The sequence below is a fragment of the Rhizobacter sp. AJA081-3 genome, from assembly GCF_017795745.1.
Classification (GTDB): Bacteria; Pseudomonadota; Gammaproteobacteria; order Burkholderiales; family Burkholderiaceae_C; genus Piscinibacter.
The window spans coordinates 4,294,036-4,318,765 of record NZ_CP059067.1; the positions used below are offsets into that span (position 1 = coordinate 4,294,036).

The 24,730-nt window shown below is 69.2% G+C and carries 19 protein-coding genes and 1 pseudogene; 10 read left to right on the forward strand and 10 right to left on the reverse strand.

From position 1 onward, the window contains the following. Genes glyS through HZ992_RS20355 form a run of 4 tightly spaced genes read right to left on the reverse strand, consistent with a single transcriptional unit; the run spans position 1 to position 5,465 of the window. On the reverse strand, positions 1–2,106 hold the full coding sequence (gene glyS, locus HZ992_RS20340; protein ID WP_209383628.1) for a glycine--tRNA ligase subunit beta: 2,106 nt from the start codon (positions 2,104–2,106) through the stop codon (positions 1–3). Between the two features lie 5 nt (positions 2,107–2,111). After that, the gene (gene glyQ, locus HZ992_RS20345; RefSeq protein ID WP_209383629.1) at positions 2,112–3,032 is read right to left on the reverse strand and encodes a glycine--tRNA ligase subunit alpha; all 921 of its coding nucleotides are present in this window, start codon (positions 3,030–3,032) and stop codon (positions 2,112–2,114) included. Positions 3,033–3,060: 28 nt separating this feature from the next. Then, the gene (gene lnt, locus HZ992_RS20350; protein ID WP_209383630.1) at positions 3,061–4,569 is read right to left on the reverse strand and encodes an apolipoprotein N-acyltransferase; all 1,509 of its coding nucleotides are present in this window, start codon (positions 4,567–4,569) and stop codon (positions 3,061–3,063) included. Then, entirely contained in the window at positions 4,569–5,465 is an 897-nt protein-coding gene (locus tag HZ992_RS20355; protein WP_209383631.1) for a CorC family transporter, read from the reverse strand. The genes lnt and HZ992_RS20355 overlap by 1 nt, the downstream gene beginning before the upstream one ends. A 153-nt stretch (positions 5,466–5,618) precedes the next feature. On the opposite strand from HZ992_RS20355, the gene HZ992_RS20360 reads away from it, so the two are divergent. From HZ992_RS20360 to hslU, 5 genes are all read left to right on the forward strand, one after another. Continuing rightward, positions 5,619–6,662: a CobW family GTP-binding protein gene (locus HZ992_RS20360; RefSeq protein ID WP_209383632.1), complete on the forward strand. Its 1,044-nt coding sequence runs from the start codon at positions 5,619–5,621 to the stop codon at positions 6,660–6,662. Between the two features lie 96 nt (positions 6,663–6,758). Further along, positions 6,759–7,694 (forward strand): RNA polymerase-binding protein DksA, encoded by a 936-nt coding sequence (gene dksA / locus HZ992_RS20365; RefSeq protein WP_209383633.1) that lies wholly within the window; start codon positions 6,759–6,761, stop codon positions 7,692–7,694. Positions 7,695–7,725: 31 nt separating this feature from the next. Further along, positions 7,726–9,447: a hypothetical protein gene (locus tag HZ992_RS20370; protein ID WP_209383634.1), complete on the forward strand. Its 1,722-nt coding sequence runs from the start codon at positions 7,726–7,728 to the stop codon at positions 9,445–9,447. A 45-nt stretch (positions 9,448–9,492) separates the two neighbouring features. Further along, complete coding sequence (hslV, locus tag HZ992_RS20375) at positions 9,493–10,029, forward strand: ATP-dependent protease subunit HslV (protein WP_209383635.1); 537 nt, start codon at positions 9,493–9,495, stop codon at positions 10,027–10,029. After that, positions 10,026–11,330, forward strand: a complete 1,305-nt coding sequence (gene hslU, locus HZ992_RS20380; protein ID WP_245213139.1) for an ATP-dependent protease ATPase subunit HslU — start codon at positions 10,026–10,028, stop codon at positions 11,328–11,330. The genes hslV and hslU overlap by 4 nt, the downstream gene beginning before the upstream one ends. 24 nt (positions 11,331–11,354) lie before the next feature. Here hslU and HZ992_RS20385 read toward each other — a convergent pair whose 3' ends face one another. After that, positions 11,355–12,122 carry a type III pantothenate kinase gene (locus HZ992_RS20385; RefSeq protein WP_209383636.1) on the reverse strand — a complete coding sequence of 256 codons (768 nt, stop codon included), beginning with the start codon at positions 12,120–12,122 and terminating at the stop codon, positions 11,355–11,357. Positions 12,123–12,136: 14 nt separating this feature from the next. Further along, positions 12,137–12,793 carry a hypothetical protein gene (locus HZ992_RS20390; protein WP_209383637.1) on the reverse strand — a complete coding sequence of 219 codons (657 nt, stop codon included), beginning with the start codon at positions 12,791–12,793 and terminating at the stop codon, positions 12,137–12,139. A 214-nt stretch (positions 12,794–13,007) separates the two neighbouring features. Here HZ992_RS20390 and HZ992_RS20395 point away from each other — a divergent pair, with 214 nt between their 5' ends. Together HZ992_RS20395 and icmF are read left to right on the forward strand one after the other, a co-directional pair. Continuing rightward, positions 13,008–13,853, forward strand: coding sequence for a PPK2 family polyphosphate kinase (locus tag HZ992_RS20395; RefSeq protein WP_209383638.1), 846 nt, complete (start codon positions 13,008–13,010; stop codon positions 13,851–13,853). A gap of 22 nt (positions 13,854–13,875) precedes the next feature. After that, on the forward strand, positions 13,876–17,169 hold the full coding sequence (gene icmF, locus HZ992_RS20400) for a fused isobutyryl-CoA mutase/GTPase IcmF (RefSeq protein WP_209383639.1): 3,294 nt from the start codon (positions 13,876–13,878) through the stop codon (positions 17,167–17,169). 9 nt (positions 17,170–17,178) lie between these two features. Here the strand turns inward: icmF and HZ992_RS20405 are convergent, their stop codons facing one another. Further along, positions 17,179–18,351, reverse strand: coding sequence for a GGDEF domain-containing protein (locus HZ992_RS20405; RefSeq protein WP_209383640.1), 1,173 nt, complete (start codon positions 18,349–18,351; stop codon positions 17,179–17,181). Positions 18,352–18,601: 250 nt separating this feature from the next. Here HZ992_RS20405 and HZ992_RS20410 point away from each other — a divergent pair, with 250 nt between their 5' ends. From HZ992_RS20410 to HZ992_RS20420, 3 genes are all read left to right on the forward strand, one after another. Beyond that, positions 18,602–18,853, forward strand: coding sequence for a hypothetical protein (locus HZ992_RS20410; RefSeq protein ID WP_209383641.1), 252 nt, complete (start codon positions 18,602–18,604; stop codon positions 18,851–18,853). 25 nt (positions 18,854–18,878) lie between these two features. Then, the gene (locus HZ992_RS20415; RefSeq protein ID WP_209383642.1) at positions 18,879–19,505 is read left to right on the forward strand and encodes a histidine phosphatase family protein; all 627 of its coding nucleotides are present in this window, start codon (positions 18,879–18,881) and stop codon (positions 19,503–19,505) included. Between the two features lie 98 nt (positions 19,506–19,603). Next, a complete protein-coding gene (locus HZ992_RS20420; RefSeq protein ID WP_209383643.1) occupies positions 19,604–20,791 on the forward strand; it encodes an acetyl-CoA C-acyltransferase family protein in 1,188 nt (395 codons plus the stop codon). On the opposite strand, the gene HZ992_RS20425 is transcribed toward HZ992_RS20420, so the two are convergent. From HZ992_RS20425 to HZ992_RS20435, 3 genes and pseudogenes are all read right to left on the reverse strand, one after another. Then, positions 20,792–22,429: an MBL fold metallo-hydrolase gene (locus tag HZ992_RS20425; RefSeq protein WP_209383644.1), complete on the reverse strand. Its 1,638-nt coding sequence runs from the start codon at positions 22,427–22,429 to the stop codon at positions 20,792–20,794. Further along, on the reverse strand, positions 22,429–22,791 hold the full coding sequence (locus tag HZ992_RS20430; protein ID WP_209383645.1) for a putative quinol monooxygenase: 363 nt from the start codon (positions 22,789–22,791) through the stop codon (positions 22,429–22,431). Before HZ992_RS20430 ends, HZ992_RS20425 begins: the two co-directional genes overlap by 1 nt. 71 nt (positions 22,792–22,862) lie before the next feature. After that, positions 22,863–24,695 (reverse strand): annotated as a pseudogene (locus HZ992_RS20435) (carboxyl transferase domain-containing protein); the annotation flags it as partial. Between the last annotated feature and the right edge of the window lie 35 nt (positions 24,696–24,730).

A 24,730-nucleotide genomic window follows, 5' to 3' on the forward strand; every position in this document is an offset into this window, starting at 1 on the left:
TCAGGCCGCCAGCCGCGACAGATCGGCCACGCGGTTCATCAACGCATGCAGCCGGGCCAGCAGGCCCAGGCGATTGGCACGCAGCCGCGGGTCCTCGGCATTCACCATCACGGTGTCGAAGAAGGCATCGACCGGCGCCTTCAGCGCCGCCAGCGCCTGAAGGGAGCCGGTGTAGTCGCCGGCTGCGAAGGCGGCCTCGCTGCGCAGCGCCACCGACTCCAGCGCGTCGGCCAGTGCCCGCTCGGCGGGCTCGACGAACAGCGTGGCGTCGGTCACTGCAGCGACCTTGTCCTCGCTCTTCTTCAGGATGTTGCCCACGCGCTTGTTGGCGGCGGCCAGCGGCTGCGCCTCGGGCAGCGCCTTGAAGGCGCGCACGGCATCGAGCCGCTTGGGGAACTCGGCCCAGCGCGCCGGGCGCGCCTCGACCACGGCCTCGACGTCCTGTGTCTGGTAGCCCGCCTCGCGCAGGTAGCCGACCAGGCGCTCGCGCAGGAAGTAGCTCAGCTCGGCCTGGGCCTGGCCGTGGCCGGCCGGGAAGGCGGCGAAGGCGATCGACACCAGGTGCGCCAGCTCCAGCGGCATCTCGCGCTCGATCAGCATGCGGATCAGGCCCAGCGCATGGCGGCGCAGCGCGAAGGGGTCCTTGTCGCCGGTGGGCACCTGGCCGATGCCGAACAGGCCGGCCAGCGTCTCCAGCTTGTCGGCCAGCGCCACGGCCAGGCCGGTCGCGTTGCGCGGCAGCGCGTCGCCGGCGAAGCGCGGCTTGTAGTGATCCTCGATCGCGAAGGCGATGTCTTCGGCGAGGCCATCGTGGCGCGCGTAGTAGCCGCCCATGATGCCCTGCAGTTCGGGGAACTCGCCGACCATGTCGGTGAGCAGGTCGGCCTTGGCGAGCAACGCGGCCTGGTCGGCCTGCTTGGCGAGCACGTCGCCGCCGATCGCGCGAGCGATCTCGGTGGCGATCTTGCGCACGCGCTCGACGCGCTCACCCATCGTGCCCAGCTTCGCGTGGTAGACCACCTTGGCCAGGCCGTCGACGCGAGAGGCGAGCGTCTTGCGACGATCCTGGTCGAAAAAGAACTTGGCGTCGGCCAGACGCGGGCGCACCACGCGCTCGTTGCCGCCGATCACCCGGCTGGCGTCGGCCGGGCGGATGTTGCTCACCACCAGGAACTTGTTCGTCAGCCGGCCTTCCGCATCGAGCAGCGGGAAGTACTTCTGGTTCGCCTTCATCGTCAGGATGAGGCACTCCTGCGGCACGGCCAGGAAGTCGGGCTCGAACTGGCACAGCAGCACGTTCGGCCGCTCGACCAGCGCGGTGACCTCGTCGAGCAGCTCCGCGTCGTCGATCGGCGTGAGGCCTTCCTTGGCCGCGGCCACCTGCAGCTGGCGCAGCAGCTCGCCGTGCCGTGCCGCGAAGCCGGCGATCACGCCGCCCTGCTCCTCGAGCTGGCGGGCATAGTGGTCGGCGTCGAGCAGCACCACCGGGTCCATCTGCGCCTCGAAGCGGTGGCCTCGCGTCTGGCGGCCCGCCTCCAGGCCCAGCGCCGTCACCGGCACCACCTCGGCGCCGTGCAGCGCGACCAGGCCATGCGCCGGGCGCACGAAGTGCACGCTGGTCCAGCCGTCGGCGAGCTGGTACTGCATCACCTTCGGGATCGGCAGGCTGGCCAGTGCCTCGTCGAGCGCTTGCTGAAGGCCCTGCGCGAGCGGGACGCCCTCGGCCGTGCCTTCGAGAAACAGCAGCTCGGCCTTGCCATCCATCCGCCGCGTCACACGCGGCAGCGCCGATTCGTCGGCGCCGACAGCCGCCAGCTTCTTCAGCAGCGCCGGCGTGGGCTTGCCGTCGGCCGCGAGACCGACCGACACGGGCATCAGCTTGACCGATACGGCGCGGTCGGCTGCGCGGGCGAGCACGCCAGAGACGTGCACGGCCAGGCGGCGCGGCGAAGCGAAGGGCGTGACGGCCGACTGTTCGCTGGCCAGGCCCTGGGCGCGCAGGCCCTTGGCGAGGTCGGCGGCGAAGGCCTCGCCGAGCTTCTTCAGCGACTTGGGCGGGAGTTCCTCGACGAAAAGTTCGACGAGCAGGTTCTTGTGGTTCGACATGGTGCTCAGGCGGCCTTCTTCTGCTCGATCTGGGCGATCACTTCGTCGGCCCAGGCCTTCGGCGCCATCGGGAAACCCAGCCGCGCGCGGCTGTCGAGGTAACTCTGCGCCACGGCACGCGCCAGGTTGCGGATGCGGCCGATGTAGGCGGCGCGCTCGGTGACGCTGATCGCGCCGCGCGCATCGAGAAGGTTGAACGTGTGGCCGGCCTTGAGCAGCTGCTCGTAGGCGGGCAGCGCGAGCTGCTGCTCCATCAGGTACTTGCTCTGCTTCTCGTGCGCGCCGAAGGCGACGAGCAGGAAGTCGACGTCGCTGTGCTCGAAGTTGTAGGTGCTCTGCTCGACCTCGTTCTGGTGGTAGACGTCGCCGTACTTCATCGACGCGGTCCACTGCAGGTCGTAGACGTTGTCGACGCCCTGCAGGTACATCGCCAGGCGCTCCAGGCCGTAGGTGATCTCGCCGGTGATCGGCTTGCAGTCGATGCCGCCGACCTGCTGGAAGTACGTGAACTGCGTCACCTCCATGCCGTTGAGCCAGACCTCCCAGCCCAGGCCCCAGCAGCCGAGCGTCGGGTTCTCCCAGTCGTCCTCGACGAAGCGGATGTCGTTGACCTTGAGGTCGAAGCCCAGCGCCTCGAGCGAGCCGAGGTAAAGCTCGAGGATGTTCGCCGGCGCGGGCTTGAGCACCACCTGGTACTGGTAGTAGTGCTGCAGTCGGTTCGGGTTCTGGCCGTAGCGGCCGTCCTTGGGCCGGCGGCTGGGCTGCACATAGGCGGCCTTCCAGGGCTCCGGGCCGATGGCGCGCAGGAAGGTCGCCGTGTGGCTCGTCCCGGCGCCGACTTCCATGTCATACGGTTGCAGCAGCGCGCAGCCCTGGGCGTCCCAGTAGTCTTGCAGGCGAAGGATGATTTGCTGGAAGGTGAGCATGGCGGGCCGCGGAGATCGACCGCCGATTTTAGGGGGCGGCCCTGCGGCGCATCAGAAGCAGTGCGGTGACCAGCGCCAGAGCCCACAGCGGCCACAGGCCGAAGTGTGCCGCCCAGGTCGCGAAGGGCGTGTTGCCTTCGCGGCCCTGGACCAGGCCATCGAGCACGCCGCGGGTGTGCGGCTCCAGACGGTGGCTGACCACGCCGCGGTGGTCGATCACCACCGTGGCGCCGGTGTTGGTGGCGCGCAGCATCGGCCGCTGCAGTTCCAGGCTGCGCAGGCGCGAGATCTGCAGGTGCTGGCCGACAGCGATGGTCTGGCCGAACCAGCCGATGTTGCTCAGGTTGGCCAGGATGGTCGGGGCGCCGGCCGAGTCAGCGAAGCGGGCGGCGAGTTCCTCGCCGAACAGGTCCTCGTAGCAGATGTTGGGTGCGACGCGCTCGCCCTTGACCACGAACGAGGGCGCCACCAGCGGCCCGCGCTTGAAGTCACCCAGGGGGATGTGCATCAGATCGGTGAACCAGCGGAAGTAGCGGGGAATGAACTCGCCGAAGGGCACCAGGTGCTGCTTGTCGTAGCGGTACGGCGCCTGCGACGGCGAGAAGCCGACGGCCGAGTTGGTGTAGCCCTCGGCGTCGCTGCCCAGGGGCACGCCGATCAGGGCCGCGGTCGCGCCATGCGCGAAGTGCGCCTGCAGGCGCTCCCACATGCCTTCGGGAATCTGCTGCGGCAGGAAGGGGATGGCCGTCTCGGGGGCCACGACGAGATCGCTGCGGGCCGTGCCGAGCATGCCGATGTGCCAATCCAGCGCCGCCTGCTGATGCTCGATGTCGAACTTCTCGTCCTGCGGAATGTTGCCCTGCAGCAGCGTGACCACGAGCGTGCCGGTCGGCCGGGTGAATTCGGGCGTGCCCACCGCCGCGGGGCCGATGAGCAGGACCAGCGGCAGCGCGGCGCCGCGCAACAGCGAGGCCGTCGAACGATCTGCCTGCAATGCCGGCAGCGCGGCGACGAAGGCCGCCAACGCACCCATGCCGTACACCCCGACCCAGGGCGCCCAGGCAGCCAGCGGTCCGTCGACATGGGCATAACCGGTCGCCACCCAGGGGAAGCCGGTGAAGAGCACGCCGCGCGCGAGTTCGGCCAGCAGCCAGAGCGCGGCAAAGAGCAGCGCGTCGCCCAGCGGCCGGCCGCGGTGCCAGCGGGCAAAGCCGGCAAGCGCCGCCGCCAGGTACAGCGACAGCACCGCCGCCAGTGCCAGCACGGCCAGCACCGCCATCCAGGCCGGCAGGCCGCCGTAGCGGTGCATGCTGATGAACAGCCACCAGGTGCCGGCGGCCACCCAGGCCGTGCCATACAGCGCGCCCATCAACGCGGCCCGACCCGGCGTGGCGTGGCGGATGCGCCAGGCGAGCGCAGCGATGCAGGCCAGTTGCAGCCACCAGGCTTGGGTGTGGACGTAGGACAGCGTCTGCAGCGCGCCCAGCGCTGCCGCCGCCAGAAGGTCCAGCGGCCAGGGCCAGGGCCGGCGATCCATCAGGCGCCGTCGGAGCCGAGCGCCTCTTCCGGCGCGCGGGTCACCTTGAACCAGCGCACCGCACCGCCGCGCGTGAGCATCACAGAGAACATCAACGGCCCGACCTGCGTCGCCTCGCCGCGCCGCGGCACGTGGCCGAGCTCGTGCGCGACCAGGCCGCCGATGGTGTCGAAGTCGCCCACCGGCAGCTGCACGCCGAACACGTCGTTGACCGCCTCGATGGCGGCGTCGCCGGCAACCCGCTGGCTGCCGTCGGCCAGCGTGTACACGCCGGACTCGCCGTCCTTGTCGTCGAACTCGTCCTCGATCTCGCCGACGATCTCTTCCAGCACGTCCTCGATGGTGATCAGGCCGGCGGTGCTGCCGAACTCGTCGATCACGATGGCCAGGTGGTTGCGGTTGGAGCGGAAGTCGCGCAGCAGGTCGTTCAGGCCCTTGGACTCGGGCACGAACACCGCCGGGCGCAGCAGCGTGCGCAGGTTCAGGTCGGGCGATCGCTGCAGCTTGAGCAGGTCCTTGGCCATCAGGATGCCGATGACGTTCTCGCGCGCGCCCTCGTAGACCGGGAAGCGCGAGTGGCCGGTGCCGATGACGGCGTGCAGCAGGTCGTCGTAGGCGGCGTCGATGTCCAGCAGGTCCATGCGCGGCGCGGCGACCATCACGTCGCCGGCGGTGAGGTCGGCCATGCGCAGCACGCCCTCGAGCATGAGGCGGGATTCAGGGGCGATCAGCTCGCGGTGCTCGGCATCGGCCAGCGTGGAGATGAGCTCGTCACGCGAGTCGGGGCCGGGCGAGACGAATTCGACCAGCTTGCGGAACAGGGTTCGCCGCTCTGCGGCAGGGGGCGCAGGCCGCTCGCCGGAGCGCAGCGGCCTTGCTGGATGAGGGTCGGACATCGCCCAGGTGGGAGAGAAAGTGCCGGAGCGCGAAGCTTACCCGAACGCTCGCGCGCCCTGGCACGGCCTTCGCTTGACACATCTGGTACCTTGAACCAAAGTCGTCGCCCCCCACTTTCACCGATTCCCCAAACGCATTTCAAGGCAGATCCCATGGCTCTCATCCCCGCCACCATCCTCACCGGCTTCCTTGGCTCGGGCAAGACGACCCTGCTCAAGCGGGTGCTCACCGAGGCGCACGGCCAGAAGATCGCGGTGATCGAGAACGAGTTCGGCGACGAGAACATCGACAACGAGATCCTCGTTCAGGACACGAAAGAACAGATCATCCAGCTCAACAACGGCTGCGTGTGCTGCACGATCCGCGAGGATCTGCGCACCACCCTGTCGGACCTGGCGGCGAAAAAGCGCAAGGGCGAACTCCAGTTCGACCGGGTGGTCATCGAGACCACCGGCCTGGCCGACCCCGGCCCGGTGGCACAGACCTTCTTCATGGACGACGAGATCGCCGAGAGCTACCTGCTCGACTCGATCCTGACGCTGGTGGACGCCAAGCACGCCGACGGCCAGCTCGACACCCGCCAGGAGGCGCGCCGCCAGATCGGTTTCGCCGACCAGATCTTCATCAGCAAGACCGACCTGGTCGACGACGCCACGGTCGATGCGCTGATCCACCGCGTCAAGCACATGAACCCGCGCGCGCCGCAGCGCAAGGTCAACTTCGGCGAGGTGCCCATTGCCGAGGTGTTCGACCTGCGCGGCTTCAACCTGAACGCCAAGCTGGACATCGACCCGGAGTTCCTGTCCGGCGACGGGCATGGCCACGATCACGACCATGACCATGACCATGATCACGAGCATGGCGAACACTGCGACCACCCGCACCATCATCACCATGATGACGACGTGAAGTCCTTCGTCTTCCGCTCCGACAAGGCCTTCAACCCGGCCAAGCTGGAGGACTTCCTCGGCGCCATCGTGCAGGTCTACGGACCGAAGATGCTGCGCTACAAGGGCGTGCTGAACATGAAGGGCAGCGACCGCAAGGTGATCTTCCAGGGCGTGCACCAGCTCATGGGCAGCGACCTGGGTCCGAAATGGGCCGCGGGCGAGAAGAAGACCAGCAAGATGGTGTTCATCGGCCTGGACCTGCCGCGCGATGTTTTCCTGCAAGGGCTGGAGCAGTGTTTGGCCTGACCGTGACGTGGCTACAATCCGCGGCGCCTGAAACCGGGCCCAGCCGTCGCCCGCGCCTTGCGGACGGGGTATAACCGTCATTGCGAGGAGACATCCGTGAGCAAGACACCGGCCACCAAAGCTAGTACCAAGAAGGCCGCCGCCAAGTCAGCCGCCCCCGTCGCCAAGGGCAAGCCCGCGGCCAAGGCCAAGACGGCAGCCAAGCCCGCCGCCCCCGCCAAGAAGGCTGCGGCCAAGGCCCCCGTGAAGGCGGCCCCGGCCAAGTCCGCCCCGATCAAGGCTGCGACGCCCGCCAAGGCGCTGCCGGCCAAGACCGTTCCGGCCAAGGCACCGGCCGTCAAGGCGCCGGCGCCCAAGCCCGTCGCCGTGGCGGCACCGGCTCCCCAACCAACGCCGCCGACTGCCGCGCCTGCGCCGGTGGTGCGGTCATCGCGGTCCGGCCGCAACCCGCCTCCGCCACCGGTCAGCGCCCCGCTGCCGCCGGCAACTTCCCGATTCGCCGACCGGTTTGCACCGCCGCGGCCCCCGACCCGTCAGATGAACAACCTCGGACTCGATTCCCCCAAACCCTCCCACAAGGCCGACCCGAAGCTGGCCAACGCCTGGAAGACCAAGGCCGGCCGCGACCTCAGCGAAGCCGAGTTGATGGCCATGCCCGACTCGGAGTACATGAATGACAAGCAGCTGGACTTCTTCCGCCACAAGCTGCAGACGCTCAAGGACGACCTGCTGTCCAATGCCGGCGAGACCACCGAGCACCTGCGCGAGGACACCTCCATCGTGCCGGACCCGGCGGACCGCGCCACCATCGAGGAAGAGCATGCGCTGGAGCTGCGAACCCGTGACCGCGAGCGCAAGCTGCTCAAGAAGATTTCACAGTCGCTGGGCCGCATCGAAGCCGGTGACTACGGTTTCTGTGACGAAACCGGCGAGCCGATCGGCCTGGGGCGCCTGATTGCACGCCCCACCGCTACACTGTCCCTCGAGGCCCAGCAGCGGCGCGAGCTGAAACAGAAGATGTTCGGCGACTGAGGCTGGTTCAGCCCAGTCGCGCCCTACCGTCATGTCGGAACCCAAAGACACCACGAGCTTTTTTCGCAAGGTCGTCAAGTTCGTGGCCAATCCGACCACGGAATGGGCCGAGATCGGCCTGCCTGCGGACGAAGCACGCGAGACTGAGTTCGCCAAGTCCGAGCTGAAGGCGATGATCGAGCGCAAACGGCGCAACGACTTCGTCCGCAAGCGCGAGTTCGACATGCTGCGCAAGGTGCGCCGCGAGGGCCTGTCGCCCGAGCAGCTGGCGGCCCTGGGTGGTTCGTCCCGGCTCGACGATTCCGAAGGCCGCCTGCTGGTGGCCGAGAGCGGCGCCAAGCAGGACGCCGGCGTCAAGGCCAAGATCGACGAGATCGAGCAGCAGATGGTGGGCGACGGATACGGCGCCTCGCCGCCGCGGCGCGGCCCCGACTTCTACAACGCCCCGACGCAGCCGATCCCGATGGGCGGCAACGCGCCTGCGCCGAGCTCGCGCATGCCGCTGAATGGCGCCAGGGCGGAAGAGCCGCTGGCCCGGCCATCCCCGGCACCCGCGACGCCGCCCGCTGCGGCCGTGATGGGCGCCGGCCTGTCGCCCCTGTCTCCGCTGACGTTGGACAGCGGCGCAGGCGACTTCGCGCACCCGTTCGCCGTCGAGGTCAGCGAAGTCGCCCACGACCCGGAGCTCGACGAGGCGGTGATCGCCTTCGCGAATGCCGATTTCGAGCAATGCGAGCAGTCGCTGTCCGACCTGACTGGGCAGGGGGGCCAGCGCCATGCGCATGCCGAGACCTGGCTGGTGCTGTTCGACCTGTACCGTGCGATCGGCCAGCAGCACAAGTTCGAGAGCCTGGCGCTCGACTATGCACAGCAGTTCGGCTGGTCGGCGCCGCAGTGGTTCTCGATGCCGCGCATGGTGGCCGAAGCTGCCAGCGAAGACCGGCCGGCGCGCAACAGCCGCATCGAAGGCAATGTGGGCTGGGTGTGCCCGGACTACCTCGACGCGGACGCAGTGGCCAGGTTGTCCTCGCAGAGCCTGCAGATGCCGCTGCCCTGGGTGTTCGACTGGAGCGCCCTGAAGAACATGGACGCCGAGGCGGCAGCCAAGCTGTCGGAGCTGTTCCGCAACTGGATCCGCCAGAAGCTGGACATGCGCTGGCTGGGCGGCGAGCGGCTGTTCGCCGTGCTGGCCGAAGCCGCGCCGACCGGCGTGCGCGATGCCGACCCGGCCTACTGGCAGCTGCGCCTGGATGCGCTGCGCATGACGAACCGGCCCGACCAGTTCGACGAGGCGGCGATCGACTACTGCGTCACCTACGAGGTGTCGCCGCCGTCCTGGGAGCCGGCACAGTGCGAGGTGCGCGTGAGCGGCTCGCAGTCGAGCACCACTTCGCCGCCGCTGTCGATGGTCAGCGACGTGTCGACCAGCTTCATCGAATCCCGCTTCAACGAAGACCCGACCGCGACGGTGCAGGTGGCCAGCGTCGAGCTGTCCGGCCAGCTGGTCGGCGACATCGGCCCGACGCTCAAGCGCCTCGAAGGGGAGCTCGGCGGCTCGACCATCGTCAACGTCAGCTGCTCCAGGCTCATCCGCGTCGACTTCATCGCCGCCGGTGACCTGCTGAACTGGGTGCTGGCGCGGCGCAACGAGAACCGCAGCGTCGTCTTCGTCGAATCACATCGCCTGGTGGCGCTGTTCTTCGGCGCGATGGGCATCAACGAGCATGCCCGCGTGAAAGTTCGCTCGGTCTGAGCGACTGACTTGAAGCGCCGCCCGGCGGCGCCATCTGGGATCTCCATGGAAACCTACCACGGCACGACCATCGTCAGCGTGCGGCGCGGGCCTGTCGTCGCGCTCGGCGGCGACGGTCAGGTCACGCTCGGCACCATCGTCGTCAAGGCTTCGGCGCGCAAGGTGCGAAAGCTGCACCACGACCAGGTGCTCGCCGGCTTCGCCGGCGCGACGGCCGACGCCTTCACGCTGTTCGAGCGCTTCGAGGCCAAGCTCGAGAAACACCAGGGCCACCTCGTGCGCGCCGCCATCGAGCTGACGAAGGACTGGCGCACCGACCGCGTTCTGCGCCGGCTCGAGGCCATGCTCGCGGTGGCCGACAAGGAGGCCTCGCTGATCATCACCGGCAACGGCGACGTGCTCGAGCCCGAGCACGGCATCATCGCCATCGGCTCCGGCGGCGCCTATGCCAATGCCGCCGCCCGCGCGTTGCTCGAGCACACCCAGATGGCGCCGAAGGACATCGTCAAGAAGTCGCTCGAGATCGCCGGCGACCTGTGCATCTACACCAATCAGCACCACACGATCGAGACGATCGAATGAAGTCGTCGATGACACCCCAGGAGATCGTCTCCGAACTCGACCGCCACATCGTCGGCCAGCGCGACGCCAAGCGCTCGGTGGCCATCGCACTGCGCAACCGCTGGCGGCGCCAGCAGGTCGACGAGAAGATGCGCGCCGAGATCACGCCGAAGAACATCCTGATGATCGGGCCCACCGGCGTGGGCAAAACCGAGATCGCGCGGCGCCTGGCGAAGCTCGCCGACGCGCCCTTCATCAAGGTCGAGGCGACCAAGTTCACCGAGGTGGGCTACGTCGGCAAGGACGTCGACTCGATCATCCGCGACCTCGCCGACATGGCCGTCAAGCAGGAGCGCGAGGCAGCGATGAAGCGCCAGCGCGTGCGCGCCGAAGACGCCGCCGAGGACCGCGTCCTCGACGTGCTGGTGCCCGGCTCGTCGGCCGACAACACCGCGCGGCAGGTGATGCGCAAGCGGCTTCGCGAAGGCGCGCTGGGTGACAAGGAAATCGAGGTCGACCTGGCGGAGGCACGTGCGCCGCTGGAGATCATGAGCCCGGCCGGCATGGAAGACATGGCCGAGCAGCTCAAGGGCATGTTCGCCAACCTCGGCACCACGCCGCGCAAGACGCGAAAGCTGAAGATCGCCGAGGCGCTCAAGCTGCTCGCCGACGAAGAGGCCGCCAAGCTCGTCAACGACGAGGACGTGAAGACCGCTGCGCTGGCCAACGCCGAGCAGAACGGCATCGTCTTCATCGACGAGATCGACAAGGTGGCCTCGCGCGGCAGCACGCAGGGCGCCGATGTGTCGCGCCAGGGCGTGCAGCGCGACCTGCTGCCGCTGGTGGAGGGCACGACGGTGAACACCAAGTACGGCATGTTGCGGACGGATCACATCCTGTTCATCGCCTCGGGGGCTTTCCACCTGAGCAAGCCCAGCGACCTGATCCCGGAGCTGCAGGGGCGCTTCCCGATCCGCGTCGAGCTGGGCGCGCTCGGCGTCGATGACTTCGAGGCGATCCTCACGCAGACGCACGCCAGCCTGGTCAAGCAATACCAGCTGCTGCTGGCCACCGAGGGCGTGACGCTGGAGCTCGCGCCGGATGCCATCCGGCGGCTGGCGCAGATCGCGTTCGACGTCAACGACCGCACCGAGAACATCGGCGCGCGGCGCCTGGCCACGGTGATGGAGCGGCTGCTCGACGAGATCAGCTTCGACGCGCCCAACCTGTCAGGCCGCACCATCACCATCGATGCCGCGGCGGTCGACGCGAAACTGGCCGCACTGGTGAAGAACGAGGACTTGTCGCGCTACATCCTGTAGGCGGCAACGCCCCGGCCGCTCGCGTCAAAGCGCCAGGCGGTGCGCCTGCAACTGCAGCAGCCCTTCGAAGATCAGCGTGTCGACCGTCTCGAACGGCAGTTGCGTGATCGGAGCGAGCTTGACGGCGGCGCCGCCGGTCATGATCAACGCCGGCTCCTGACCCGTGCGCTCGCGCAGCTTGCGATGCATGCGCTCGACCGCGCCGGCCAGGGCATCGGCACCGCCGCTCATCAGCGCATCGCTGGTGTTGGTCGGGAAGTCCACCGCCTCGCCGGTCGGGGCCTTCAGGCCGGCGGTGCCCATCTCCAGCGCCCGCAGCATCAGGCCGAAGCCCGGCAGGATCAACCCGCCGAGAAAGTTGCCCTGCACATCGAGCGCGTCCACGGTGACGGCGGTACCCACCATGACGACCAGTGCCGGCCGTGGCCCGCCCTGAGCCAGCACGCGGTGGCGTGCACCGATCATGGCCACCCAGCGGTCGACGCCCAGCCGGTTGGGATGGTCGTAGCCGTTGCTCACGCCGCAGGCCTCGCGCGACGAGACCACCCAGCGGGGCTCGAGGTCCCAGATTTCGAGCTGTTCCTCGACGCGGCGCTTGACGCCCTCGCCAGCCACCACGCAGCCGAGCATGCTGGACGGCGGCGGCAACGCCTTCCAGTCGGTCTCGGCCAGCGAGTCGATGGTCTCCAGGAACACCGCGCCCTGCGCGAGCAGCACGGCGCCGGGCTGGGGCGAGGCGTACTGCGCCCACTTCAGGCGTGTGTTGCCCACGTCGATGGCAAGAAACGTCATGCGGCGGGCCGGAGTCAGAAGTTGGAGAGCGATGAGTCGACGGGCGCGTCGATCAGGCGGCGTACGCGCCGCATGAGCTGGGTCGTCGCCAGCGTGCGGTGCGGCCGACTCAGCCGGGCCTCCACTTCGTCGATCAGCGCATCGAGTTCGTCGCGCGTGTGCGCGCGACGCAGCCGCATCAGCGTCAGCGAGCCGGCCACGGGGGCTTCGGCGCGAACGGCGCGAATCAGCAGGTCGCGCGCCTGCTCGAGCGGCGCATCGAGGTCGCCGAGGTCCGAGTAGTCGGTCTCGACCATGGTCCAGGGCTCGTAGTTGCCGATGTCGCCGTTCAGCGTCGACTCCGGCTGCAGCGTGCGCGCTGCAGGCAGCTCCGATTCGGGGGCGACATCCGGCAGCGTCACGTCCACCGGCAGCGGAGGCAGCGTCGGGTGCGGCGCCAGTTCGATCGGCAGCGTGGGCAGCGGCACGGTGATCAGGCCCATGTCGAGCAGTTCGTCGTAGACGCTGGGCGGCACACCGGCACGCTCGGCCAGCAGGCGCAGCTGCGCTTCGCTGCGGCGGCCGTCCACCAGCAGCAGCAGGGTGCGATGGCGCTGGCTGAGCTGGCGCGCCCGCGTCGCCAGTTCGGCCTGGCCGTCTGGCGTCTTGATCGGTGCGTTGCCAATGCCCAAGGGCTTCTCTCCAGATGACGGCGTCGTGCGCCGACTCCCAACGGGCGCGATTGTGCCGCCAAACCGGCCCGGGGGCGCCAGTGTTTTCGGTCGCGTCCGCCCGCGTAAACCCCGGGGCCGGCGCGCGGCCGCGTCAGCCTCCTGCAGGGCCCCAGGCGCTACACTGCCAATTGACGTATACGTCAAATGCCTCCGATCATTCCAGGGAGCCCGCATGGCCCGCAGCAGAGTCTCGTTGTCCGACTTCCAGCATCGCAGCGCCGGCAACGGCAAGCCGTCGGGCCGGCGCTTCGAACTCGCCCGCATCGATCCGCAGGCCAAGCCCTTCTCCAGCGGCAACAAGGCGCGCGACAAGGCGCGCACGGCCGAACTGGCGCTCGAGGTCGACCGGCTGCAGGACCTGTTCTATGCCGACCGCCGCTTCAAGCTGCTTGTGGTGCTTCAGGGCACCGACACCAGCGGCAAGGACGGCACCATCCGCGGCGTGTTCGGACAAACCAGCGCCCTGGGCGTCCACGCCGTGCCCTGGAAGGCGCCCACCACCGACGAGCGCGCCCACGACTACCTCTGGCGCATCCATCAGCGCGTGCCGGCCGAGGGCGAGATCGTCATCTTCAACCGAAGCCACTACGAGGACGTGCTGGTGCCGGTGGTCAACGGCTGGATCACGCCCGAGCAGACGCAGCAGCGCTACGCGCAGATCAACGCCTTCGAGAAGCTGCTCGTCGAAACCGGCACGGTGATCTGCAAGTTCATGCTGCACATCTCGAAGGACGAGCAGCGCGCGCGGCTGCAGGAACGGCTGGACGACCCGACCAAACACTGGAAGTTCGCCGCCGGCGACCTCGACGTGCGCAAGCAGTGGGACCTGTACCAGCAGGCGTACCAGGACGCCATCGCCGCCACCGGCACATCGTGGGCGCCGTGGACTGTCGTGCCTGCCGATTCGAAGACGCACCGCAACCTGATGATCGCCCAGGCGATCGTGCAGACGCTGCAGGGCCTGAAGCTGCGCTACCCGCCGGGCAGCCCGGAACTCGCCCACATCCGCGTCGAATAGAGACCTCCAACGGAGACAAGCCGTGACCGACCTTTCCGCCGAATACAAGGCCCTGGCCGACTACCGCCCGACGAACAAGGTGCGCTTCGTCACCGCGGCGAGCCTGTTCGACGGCCACGATGCCGCGATCAACATCATGCGGCGCATCCTGCAGGGCATGGGTGCGGAGGTCATCCACCTCGGACACAACCGCTCGGTCGACGAGGTCGTCACTGCGGCACTGCAGGAAGACGTGCAGGGCATCGCGCTGAGCAGCTACCAGGGCGGCCACGTCGAGTACTTCAAGTACATGGTCGACCTGCTGCGCCAGCGTGGCGGCGCGCACATCCAGGTGTTCGGCGGCGGCGGCGGCGTGATCGTGCCGGCCGAGATCGCCGAGCTGCAGGGCTACGGTGTGGCGCGCATCTACAGCCCGGAAGACGGCCAGCGCATGGGCCTGGCCGGGATGATCGGCGAAATGGTCATGCGGAGCGATCAGGATCTGTCGCCCCATGCTCCCACCGACATCGCCGCGCTGCGCGGCCACTCGGAAGCCGCCTGGCGCGCCCTCGCCCAGTTGATCACCGCGCTCGACAACGGCCGCGCGAGCGAGTCGCTGAAGACGCAACTGCACGCCGCGGCGAAGGCCGCCAAGGTGCCCGTGCTGGGCATCACCGGCACCGGCGGCGCCGGCAAGTCCAGCCTCACCGACGAGCTGATCCGCCGGCTGCGGCTGGACCAGGACGACGCGCTTCGCGTGGCCGTGATCAGCATCGACCCTTCGCGGCGCAAGAGCGGCGGCGCGCTGCTGGGCGACCGCATCCGCATGAACGCCATCGGGCCGTGGCGGGTGGGCCAGCGCGTGTTCATGCGCAGCCTGGCCACGCGCGACTACGGCAGCGAGATCAGCCAGGCGCTGCCCGACGTGATCGCCGCCTGCAAGGTGGCGGGCTTCGACCTGATCGTCGTCGAGACCTCGGGCATCGGCCAGGGCGACGCCGCCATCGTGCCGCTGGTCGACGTTCCCATGTACGTGATGACGCCGGAGTTCGGCGCCGCCAGCCAGCTCGAGAAGATCGACATGCTCGACTTCGCCGAGTTCGTGGCCATCAACAAGTTCGACCGCAAGGGCTCGCTCGATGCGCTGCGCGACGTCGCCAAGCAGGTGCAGCGCAACAAGGAAGCCTGGAAAGCGAGGCCGGAGGAGATGCCGGTGTTCGGCACCATGGCCAGCCGCTTCAACGACGACGGCGTGACGGCGCTCTACCAGGCGCTGCTGCCGCGCCTGGGCGAGCTCGGCATGGCCGTGAAGACCGGCCGTCTGCCGCTGGCGGCGACGCGCCACAGCACGCATCAGGTACCCATCGTGCCGGGGGCACGCGTGCGCTACCTGGCCGACATCGCCGACACCGTGCGCGGCTACAAGCAGCATGCCCGCATGCAGGCGAGGCTGGCGCGCGAGATCCAGCAGCTGCGCGAGAGCGCGCGCATGCTGTACGAGGCCATTCCGGACAAGCACAAGGCGCGCGACGCGCTCACCGAGCAGGCGCAGATCCGCGAGGCGCGGCTCGACCCGCGTGCGAAGAAGCTGCTGGCGATGTGGCCCGACATGCAGCGCGCCTATGCCGGCGACGAGTACGTGGTGAAGATCCGCGACAAGGAGATCCGCACCGAACTGACCCACACCACGCTGTCGGGCAGCAAGATCCGCAAGGTGGCGCTGCCGCAGTACGAGGACCACGGCGAGATCCTCAAGTGGCTGATGCTCGACAACGTGCCGGGCAGCTTCCCGTACACCGCCGGCACCTTCGCCTTCAAGCGCGAGGGCGAAGACCCGACGCGCATGTTCGCCGGCGAGGGCGACGCCTTCCGCACCAACCGGCGTTTCAAGCTGGTCAGCGAGGGCATGCCGGCCAAGCGGCTGTCCACTGCCTTCGACTCGGTCACGCTGTACGGCAACGACCCCGACCCGCGGCCCGACATCTACGGCAAGGTCGGCAATTCGGGTGTGAGCATTGCCACGCTGGACGACCTGAAGGTGCTGTACTCGGGCTTCGACCTGTGCGACCCGGCCACCTCGGTCTCGATGACCATCAACGGCCCGGCGCCGAGCATCCTGGCGATGTTCATGAACGCGGCCATCGACCAGCAACTGGAGAAGTTCCGCACCGACAACCGGCGCGAGCCCACCGACGACGAGGCGCAGAAGATCCGCGCCTGGACGCTGGCCAACGTGCGCGGCACCGTGCAGGCCGACATCCTGAAGGAAGACCAAGGCCAGAACACCTGCATCTTCTCCACCGAGTTCAGCCTCAAGGTGATGGGCGACATCGCCGAGTACTTCGTGCACCACCAGGTGCGCAACTTCTACTCGGTGTCGATCTCGGGCTATCACATCGCCGAGGCGGGCGCGAACCCGATCTCGCAGCTGGCCTTCACGCTGTCCAACGGCTTCACCTTCGTGGAGGCGTACCTGGCGCGCGGCATGCACATCGACGACTTCGCACCGAACCTGAGCTTCTTCTTCAGCAACGGCATGGACCCGGAGTACACCGTGCTCGGGCGCGTGGCGCGGCGCATCTGGGCGGTGGCGATGCGCGAGCGCTATGGCGCCAACGAGCGCAGCCAGAAGCTGAAGTACCACGTGCAGACCAGCGGCCGCTCACTGCACGCGCAGGAGATCGCCTTCAACGACATCCGCACCACGCTGCAGGCGCTGATCGCGATCTACGACAACTGCAACTCGCTGCACACCAACGCCTACGACGAGGCGATCACCACGCCCACCGAGGAGAGCGTGCGCCGCGCGATGGCCATCCAGCTGATCATCAATCGCGAGTGGGGCCTGGCGAAGAACGAGAACCCGAACCAGGGCGCCTTCGTGATCGACGAGCTGACCGAGCTGGTGGAGGAGGCGGTGCTCGCAGAATTCGAGAAGATTGCCGAGCGCGGCGGCGTGCTCGGCGCGATGGAGACCGGCTACCAGCGCAGCAAGATCCAGGAAGAGTCGATGCACTACGAGATGCGCAAGCACACCGGCGAGTACCCCATCATCGGCGTGAACACCTTCCGCAACCCGCACGGCGACCCGACGCCGACCACGCTGGAACTGGCGCGCTCCACCGAGGACGAGAAGCAGAGCCAGCTCAAGCGCCTGCAGGACTTTCATGCCCGCCACGCCGGCGAGGCCCCGGCCACGCTGCAACGCCTTCAGAGGGCGGTGATCGACAACGGCAACGTGTTCGAGGTGCTGATGGACGCGGTGCGATGCTGCTCGCTCGGGCAGATCACCACCGCGCTTTTCGAGGTGGGCGGGCAGTACCGGCGCAGCATGTGAGGCAGGCGCTCAGGCCGCCTGCAGCACGCCGAACGAGGTGTCGAGCGTGCGCGCGCGGCCGGCGTCCTTGGCACGATAGAGCGCGGCATCGGCGCGCTTGACCATTGCGTCCAGGCTGTCGCCGGCGTCGCGGCAGTGCGACACGCCGGCGCTGTAGCCGATCTCGAAGCCGAGTTCGGCCATGGCCACCTCGGAAAGGCGCCGGCGCAGGCGCTGGTCGAAGCGGCGCGCCGCCTCGTCGTCGGCCTGTGCCATCAGCACGCAGAACTCCTCGCCGCCGTAGCGGCCGACGATGTCGCCCGCACGTGCTGCGGCCTGCATCTCGCGCGCGACCAGCGCGAGCGCCCGGTCACCGGCATCATGGCCGTGGGCATCGTTGATCTGCTTGAAGTGGTCGAGGTCGATCATCAGAACCGCCATCGTGTGCCCGTAGCGAAGGCTGGCGGAAAAGCGCGCCCGGGCGAGATCGAGCCAGGCGCGGCGGTTGAACACGCCGGTCAGGCCGTCCAGGGTGGCCAGGCGCTCGAGTTCGCGGGCAGCTTCGTCGCGGTGTGCCAGCAGAATGCCCACCAGCGTCAGCATGGATGTCGCCAGCGCCACCACCGCCGAGGCATGGTTCACCGGATGCGGCGTCAGGAAACGCGGGTAGGCGTCGGTGAAGAAGGCGCCGAGCACGCCGCGCCACAGCGTCACCACGGCCTGGGCCAGCATGCTGGCGACGACCAGCCAGCGCCAGCGCCCCACCGGCAGCGCCGGTAACCGGCCCACGGCAACGGCCACCAGGATCATCTGCATCGCCAGCAGCCCGTTGGCCCAGCCGACACGGAAGGCGTAATTCGAGAAACCCAGCGCATAGCCCAGCGGCATCAGCACGGCCAGGGCACCCAGCCAGCGGTCGTGCGTGCGCCGGCCGCACCACAGATCGAAGGCGGCGCCCAGCAAGGCCAGGCTGACGGCCATGCAAGTCATCGACGCGGAAGACAGCGCCCAGTCGACGGCGCTGCCTCGCTCGACCAGCCCGGACAGCAGGATCAGCACCCAGCCGCCCGCCTGCAATGCGGCGGACCACTGCGCGCGCCGCGCAGGCACATTCACCCGGCCCATCACGGCGGGCAGGGCCAGCGCGATGGTGACCAGATTGATCATCAAGGCAATCAGCAGGGTTCGGATGTCGACGGTCATGGCAGTCAAGGCTCGCCCGAAGCACATTTGCGCGCGCGGGCCGAGCCATTGTCGACAGCCCGACCGCCGTCCGTTCGGCACAACAGCACGCCTTGGGGCCGCCATTTCTGCCCCCCCGTGCGGAAGTTGCCACGAATGACAACGATGTGAATGGCTCACACTTCGTAACAAATGAAGGTGGATGCCCCCCTTGTTCGGGGGGGGCACATGCCACTAAGGTTGAAACCAGCAAAAACCTGAAAGCCAGCCCATGCGCCAAGAAGTCGTCGCCATCGGCCAGACCGCCCGGACCGCCAGGTTTCAAGGGGGTCCGCAGGCTGGCCTGAACTGGCGCCACGTCGCCACGGTGATGCTGTTGCTCATCACCCTGCCTGTGTTCCTGACCGCCGGACTCGCCGCGATGGTGTTGCTGCCGGTTCTGCTGGCCTTCACCGGCGCCGAGCGCCTGCGCCGGCTCGTAGCCAACGCTCCCCAGCCCTTGCCGATCCGCCGCCATCGCTGAGCGGGTTGCGGCCGCCGGGCGGCCGATGCGGCTGCTGCTGGTCCGGCACGGTGAAACGCCGTTGAATGCGGCTCGTGTCATGCAGCCGCCAGACACCCCCCTGAGCCCGCGAGGCCTGTTACAGGCTCGTGCCGTGGCCGAACGGCTCCGTGCCGAAGCGCTGAGCGCGCTCTGGTCCAGCGATCTGCCGCGCGCCTGGCAGACCGCCGATGCGATCGCCGGAGCCTGCGGCCTCGCAGTACTGCCGCAACCCTTGCTTCACGAACGCAACTTCGGCGATCTGCGCGGCCGTCCCTATGACAGCCTCGGCTTCGACCCTCTGGCAATGCAGGAAGCGCCGACCGGCGGCGAATCCGTACCCGACTTCGAGGCTCGCATCGACCGGGCGTTCGACGCGGCGCTGATCGCCGCGCAGGCGACCGGCGGCACGTTCGTGCTCGTCACGCACGGTCTCGTGATCCACAGCCTGCTGGCCCGCCGCGTGAGGCTGCCTCCCGGCACCACGCTGCCGGCGCGCATCGCCAATGCATCGGTCACGGAGATCGTCGCCCCCGCCGGCCCGGACACGGCACCGCGAGCCCTGCGGATCGACTGCACCGCGCACCTGAGCAGCGACCGCGCCGACGATCCGCTCGCCCTGTCCGGCGGCTGAGGCAGCGAGCAGCCCACGAGCCGCCTCGCCTGTAAGCCGGCTGTATCGATTGCGGCGTAACTTGCGCCCATTCCAAACCCATAGCAGGAGACATCACCATGGCCCTTCCCCGCGACGTTTTCGTGGTCGGCGCAGCCCGCACCGCCATCGGCACCTTCGGCGGTGCGCTCAAGGACGTTCCGCTGTCCGACCTGGCCACGCTGGCTGTCAAGACGGCCCTGGAGCGCAGCGGCGCCGGCGCGGCGAGCGTCGGCCATCTGGCCATGGGCACGGTGATCCCGACCGAACCGCGCGATGCCTACCTCAGCCGCGTGGCCGCCATGAACGCCGGCCTGCCCAAGGAGACACCGGCCTTCAACGTCAACCGCCTGTGCGGCTCGGGCCTGCAGGCGATCATCTCGGCCTCGCAGGCGATCACGCTGGGCGACTGCGAAGTGGCGGTCGGCGCCGGCGCCGAATCCATGAGCCGCGGCGCCTACCTGCTGCCGCAGGCGCGCTGGGGCGCTCGCATGGGCGACAGCCCGATGCTCGACTTCGTGGTCGGCGCGCTGCACGACCCGTTCCACAAGATCCACATGGGCATGACGGCCGAGAACGTGGCCGAGCAGTACGGCATCAGCCGCACGATGATGGACGAGCTGTCGGTGGAGAGCCACCGGCGCGCGGCCGCCGCCATCGCCGCCGGCCGCTTCAAGGAGCAGATCGTGCCGGTGGTGATCGCCAGCAAGAAGGGCGACATCTCCTTCGACACCGACGAGCACGTCAAGGCCAGCACGACGATGGAGACCCTGGCCAAGATGCGCGCCGCGTTCAAGAAGGACGGCTCGGTGACCGCCGGCAACGCCTCGGGCATCAACGACGGCGCGGGCGCCGTGGTGCTGGCCAGCGCTGACGCGGTGAAGGCGCAGGGCCTCAAGCCGATCGCGCGCCTGGTGGCCTACGCCCACGCCGGCGTGGAGCCCACCATCATGGGCATCGGCCCGGTGCCGGCAACGAAGCTGGCCCTGGCCCGCGCCGGCCTGAAGGTCAGCGACCTCGACGTCATCGAGTCGAACGAAGCTTTTGCCGCGCAGGCCTGCGCGGTGGTCAAGGAACTCGCCCTCGACCCGGCCAAGGTGAACCCGAACGGCTCGGGCATCTCGCTCGGCCACCCGATCGGCGCGACCGGCGCCATCATCACCACCAAGGCGCTGTACGAGCTGCAGCGCGTGAAGGGCCGCTACGCCCTGGTGACGATGTGCATCGGCGGCGGCCAGGGCATCGCCGCGATCTTCGAGCGCGTCTGATCAGGCGGGCTGGGCGCGGCCCTCGCCGCGCAGCTTGATCAGGTGCGCCCGCAGCGAGCGCAGCGCCATCGGATGCATGCGTTCGGGCACATCGTCATAGACGCGCGCGAGCAGCGCGGGCTCGTCCGTCGAGCCCAGCTCGCGGATCGCCGCCAGCACCTTGGCCTCGCGCTGCAGCCGGTGGGCGATGATCTTCTCGAAGGCCGCGCGCGGCCGCGCCATCAGGAACCCGTGGCCGGGCGCGAGCCAGTCCAGGTCTTCGTCACAGAGCGCGCGCAGCGAGGCGAGGTAGGCGGCCATGTCGCCGTCCGGCGGGTTGATGACCACGGTGCTGAGCTGCATGACATGGTCGCCGGTGAAGAGCGTCTTCTCCTCGTCGAACCGGTAGCACAGGTGGTTGGAGGCATGGCCAGGGGTGTGGATCGCGCTCAGCGTCACGCCCGCGTCCAGCTCGAAGCGCTCGCCTCCGACCAGAAGCCGCTCAGGCGCGAAGCTGGCGTCCTGCCACTCGGGGTGGTCGGCGATGCGGCCGTGCACGGTGGCGCCCGTGTGCTGCTGCAGCAGCGCGCAGGCCGGCGAATGATCGAGGTGCGTGTGCGTCGCGAAGATCCAGCGGATCGGCCCCGGCGCCGCAGCGAGGATCGCCTGCACATGCTGCGGGTCGGCCGGCCCCGGATCGATGGCCGCCCATTCGTTGCTCGGCCCACCGCCGACGAGATAGGTATTGGTGCCCGGGCCGGTCATCACGCTGCCGTTGTGAGCGGTGACGCGGATCAGGTGCGCCGACAGCCGCACCGCCACGCCCGGGTTGATGTCGTAGGAGGCGAAGCCCTGGCAGCCGGGGTCGATGCGGCGCAGCTCCGCGAAGGCCGGTTCGTCCGGCGTCACCGGCCGGGTGCCGTCGCGGCCGGTGCCGATCTGCGGCTGGATCAGCGGCACCTCGCGCGGCGCGCGCGCCCAGGCCAGCAAGGCATCGACGCTGTCGAAGCGGGCGATGGCCTCCAGCGTCTTCTGCGTCGGCGTGAGCAGCTTGAGGGGCTCGGTGCGCGTCAGCGCCGCGGTCGGGGCGAGCCAGAGTTGCTCGACGAGTTCGCCGTCGTCGTGCGCCGCCGTCTGGCCCTGCGGCGCGCGGGCAATGAAGAAGCGCGTGTCGAAGCGCTTGGGGCGGCCGACCGGCGTGACCCAGTGGCTGAAGTAGACGAGCTGGTCGACGTCCAGCGTGAGCGCTTCTTCGTGGCACAGCGCGGCCAGCGACTGCTCGCCGCGCTGCAGCGGGCCGCGCCAGGCCTGCAGGCGGGTGTCGCGCGCCGCATCGGGCGCGAGCGGCCGGCCAGCGGGGTCGCGCGCGAAGAGCAGGCCCGCCTCCTCGAAGCATTCGCGCACCGCTGCCACCCAGTAGTCCAGCGCATGCGCGGCCACGCCCAGGCGCACATCGGCCTCAGCCGGTTCCACGCCGCGGCAGAACGGCTGCGCTGCACGGTCCGCCGCATCCACCAGCCCGCCCGGGAACACCCAGGCGCCGCTGTTGTGGTCGCCACGCTCGGCGCGGCGCAGCAGCAGCACCTCGATGCCGACCGGGCCGTCGCGCACCACCACCACGGTGGCGGAGGGCCGCGGGGGCTTGTCGGCGATCGACATCAGCGGCGGAAGCCCAGCTCCACGGTGAACCACTGCGGGTTCAGCGCGGCCAGCGGCGCCTTGAGTTTCTCGATCTGTGCTGCCGGCGCATGCACTTCGAGCTTGGTGATCTGCGCGATCTTCAGCGCTTCTTGCAGCGTGGCACCGACGTTGTCCAGGTGCGCCAGCACAGCAGCCGCATCGTCGTAGCCTTCACGGCAATGCGCCTCGTCGCCGCTGAACGAGAAGGCGTAGTGCACGCAGCCGGGCTCGGTGCGCGTGCGTGCGACGAAGGTGTCGCACAGGGCCTTGAACTCGGCCATCTTGCCGGGCGCGACCTTGAAATACGGAACCAGGGTGCAGCAGGTGTCGTTGGCGGCCATGTCGTGTCTCCTGTGATTGTGGGTGGGGGCTGTCGATGCTACGTCTTGCCCTCGCGCGTGTGAACCGGCGCCTACCAGGGGTCGATGCCGGGAGCCATGCGCTCCCGCAGGCTCGCGCCGGACAGCCCCTGAAGCAGCCAGTCACGCGTGCGTGACGGGTCGATGACGGTATCGATCTCCAGCGTGGCCGCCATGTTCAGCGCGCGGCCGTCGGCGACCTGGCGCTCAAGCAGCTCGCGAAAACGTGCCTCGCGAGCCTCGCCCTCGGGCAATGCCTCGAGCTCCTTGCGATAGCCCAGGCGCACCGCGCCTTCCAGTCCCATCGCGCCGAACTCGCCGCTGGGCCACGCCGCCATGCCCAGAGGCGCATGGAAGCCGCCGGCCGCCATCGCCATCGCACCCAGCCCGTAGGCCTTGCGGATCACCACGGCGAAGAAGGGCACGCGCAGGTGCGCCGCGGCAACGAACATTCGGCTGACATGCCGCACCTGCGCTCGCGCTTCGGTGTCGGGGCCGACCATGAAGCCTGGCGTGTCGATCAGCGAGACCATCGGCAGCCCGTGCGCGTTGCACAGCTGCATGAAGCGCGCCGCCTTGTCGGCCGCGTCGGCATCGATCGCGCCGCCCAGGTGCAGCGGGTTGCTGGCGATCAGCCCGACCGGCCGGCCGTGCAGCCGCGCCAGCACGGTGTGGATGCCGATGCCGAAACCGGCACGCAGCTCGAGCGCGGTGTCGCGGTCGACCAGGCCCGCGATCACGGCGCGCATGTCGTGGCTGCGCACGCGGTTCTCGGGCAGCAGCCCGCGCAGCGCGAGCGCATCGGGCGCCTCGCCGTGGCGCGGCTCGGCGTCGAAGTAGCCGAGGTATCGCTTGGCCGCCGCCACGGCCGCGGCCTCGTCGTCGACCAGCACGTCGATCACGCCGTTGGCCGACTGCTGCGCGGCCGGGCCGATGTCTTCGGGCCGGAAGCGGCCGAGCCCGCCGCCATCGATCATCGCCGGCCCGCCCATGCCGATGTTGCTGTCGCGCGTGGCAATGATCAGGTCGCAGCAACCCAGCAGCGCCGCGTTGCCGGCGAAGCAGCGGCCCGCCGCGATGCCAACCACCGGCACCTGCCCGGAGAGCTTCGCGAAACTCGCGAAGGTGGTGACGTGCAGCCCGGCGACGATGGGCATGTCGGTGTCGCCCGGCCGGCCGCCGCCGCCTTCGGCGAAGAGCACCACGGGCAGGCGCTGGTCGAGCGCGAGCGCGAGCAGCCGGTCGGTCTTCTGGTGGTTGCGCAGGCCCTGTGTGCCGGCCAGCACGGTGGCGTCGTAGGCGAGCACGGCGCAACGACGGCCGCCCACGTTGCCGACGCCGGTGACCATGCCGTCGGCCGGCGTCTGGCGGATCAGTTCGTCGACGCTGCGGCGCTTCGTCTGCGCGGCGTAGGCGAAGCCGCCATATTCGACGAAGCTGCCGGGGTCGCACAGGTCCGCCACGTTCTCGCGCGCCGTGCGTTGTCCGTTGGCATGGCGGCGCGCCACGGCCTCGGGGCGGGCCGCATCGTGGAGCAGCGCCTCACGTTCGAAGTATTCGCGCAGGTCGGCGCGCAGAGTGGCCGCGGGGGCCACCGGCGCTTCGGCCACTGTATTCGCGTCGCGCAACTCAACCGGCCCCAGGCGCAGCAGGCCGTCGCCCTCGCCGACCAGTTCGCCGGGCCGCGCGAGCAGCGCCAGCACGCGCGCATCGTGCGGCGCGCGCACCTCGTGCTCCATCTTCATCGCCTCGACGATGGCCAGCAGATCGCCGGCACGCACCGCCTGCCCGGCGCTCACTGCCATCTCGACCACCGTGGCGGCCATCGGCGAACGGATCTCCTGGGTCATGCAATCCTCCGGCGGCCACTGTAGCGCCGGCGCACGCGCTACAGTGGTCGCGCCCGGGACAACCCGCCGAG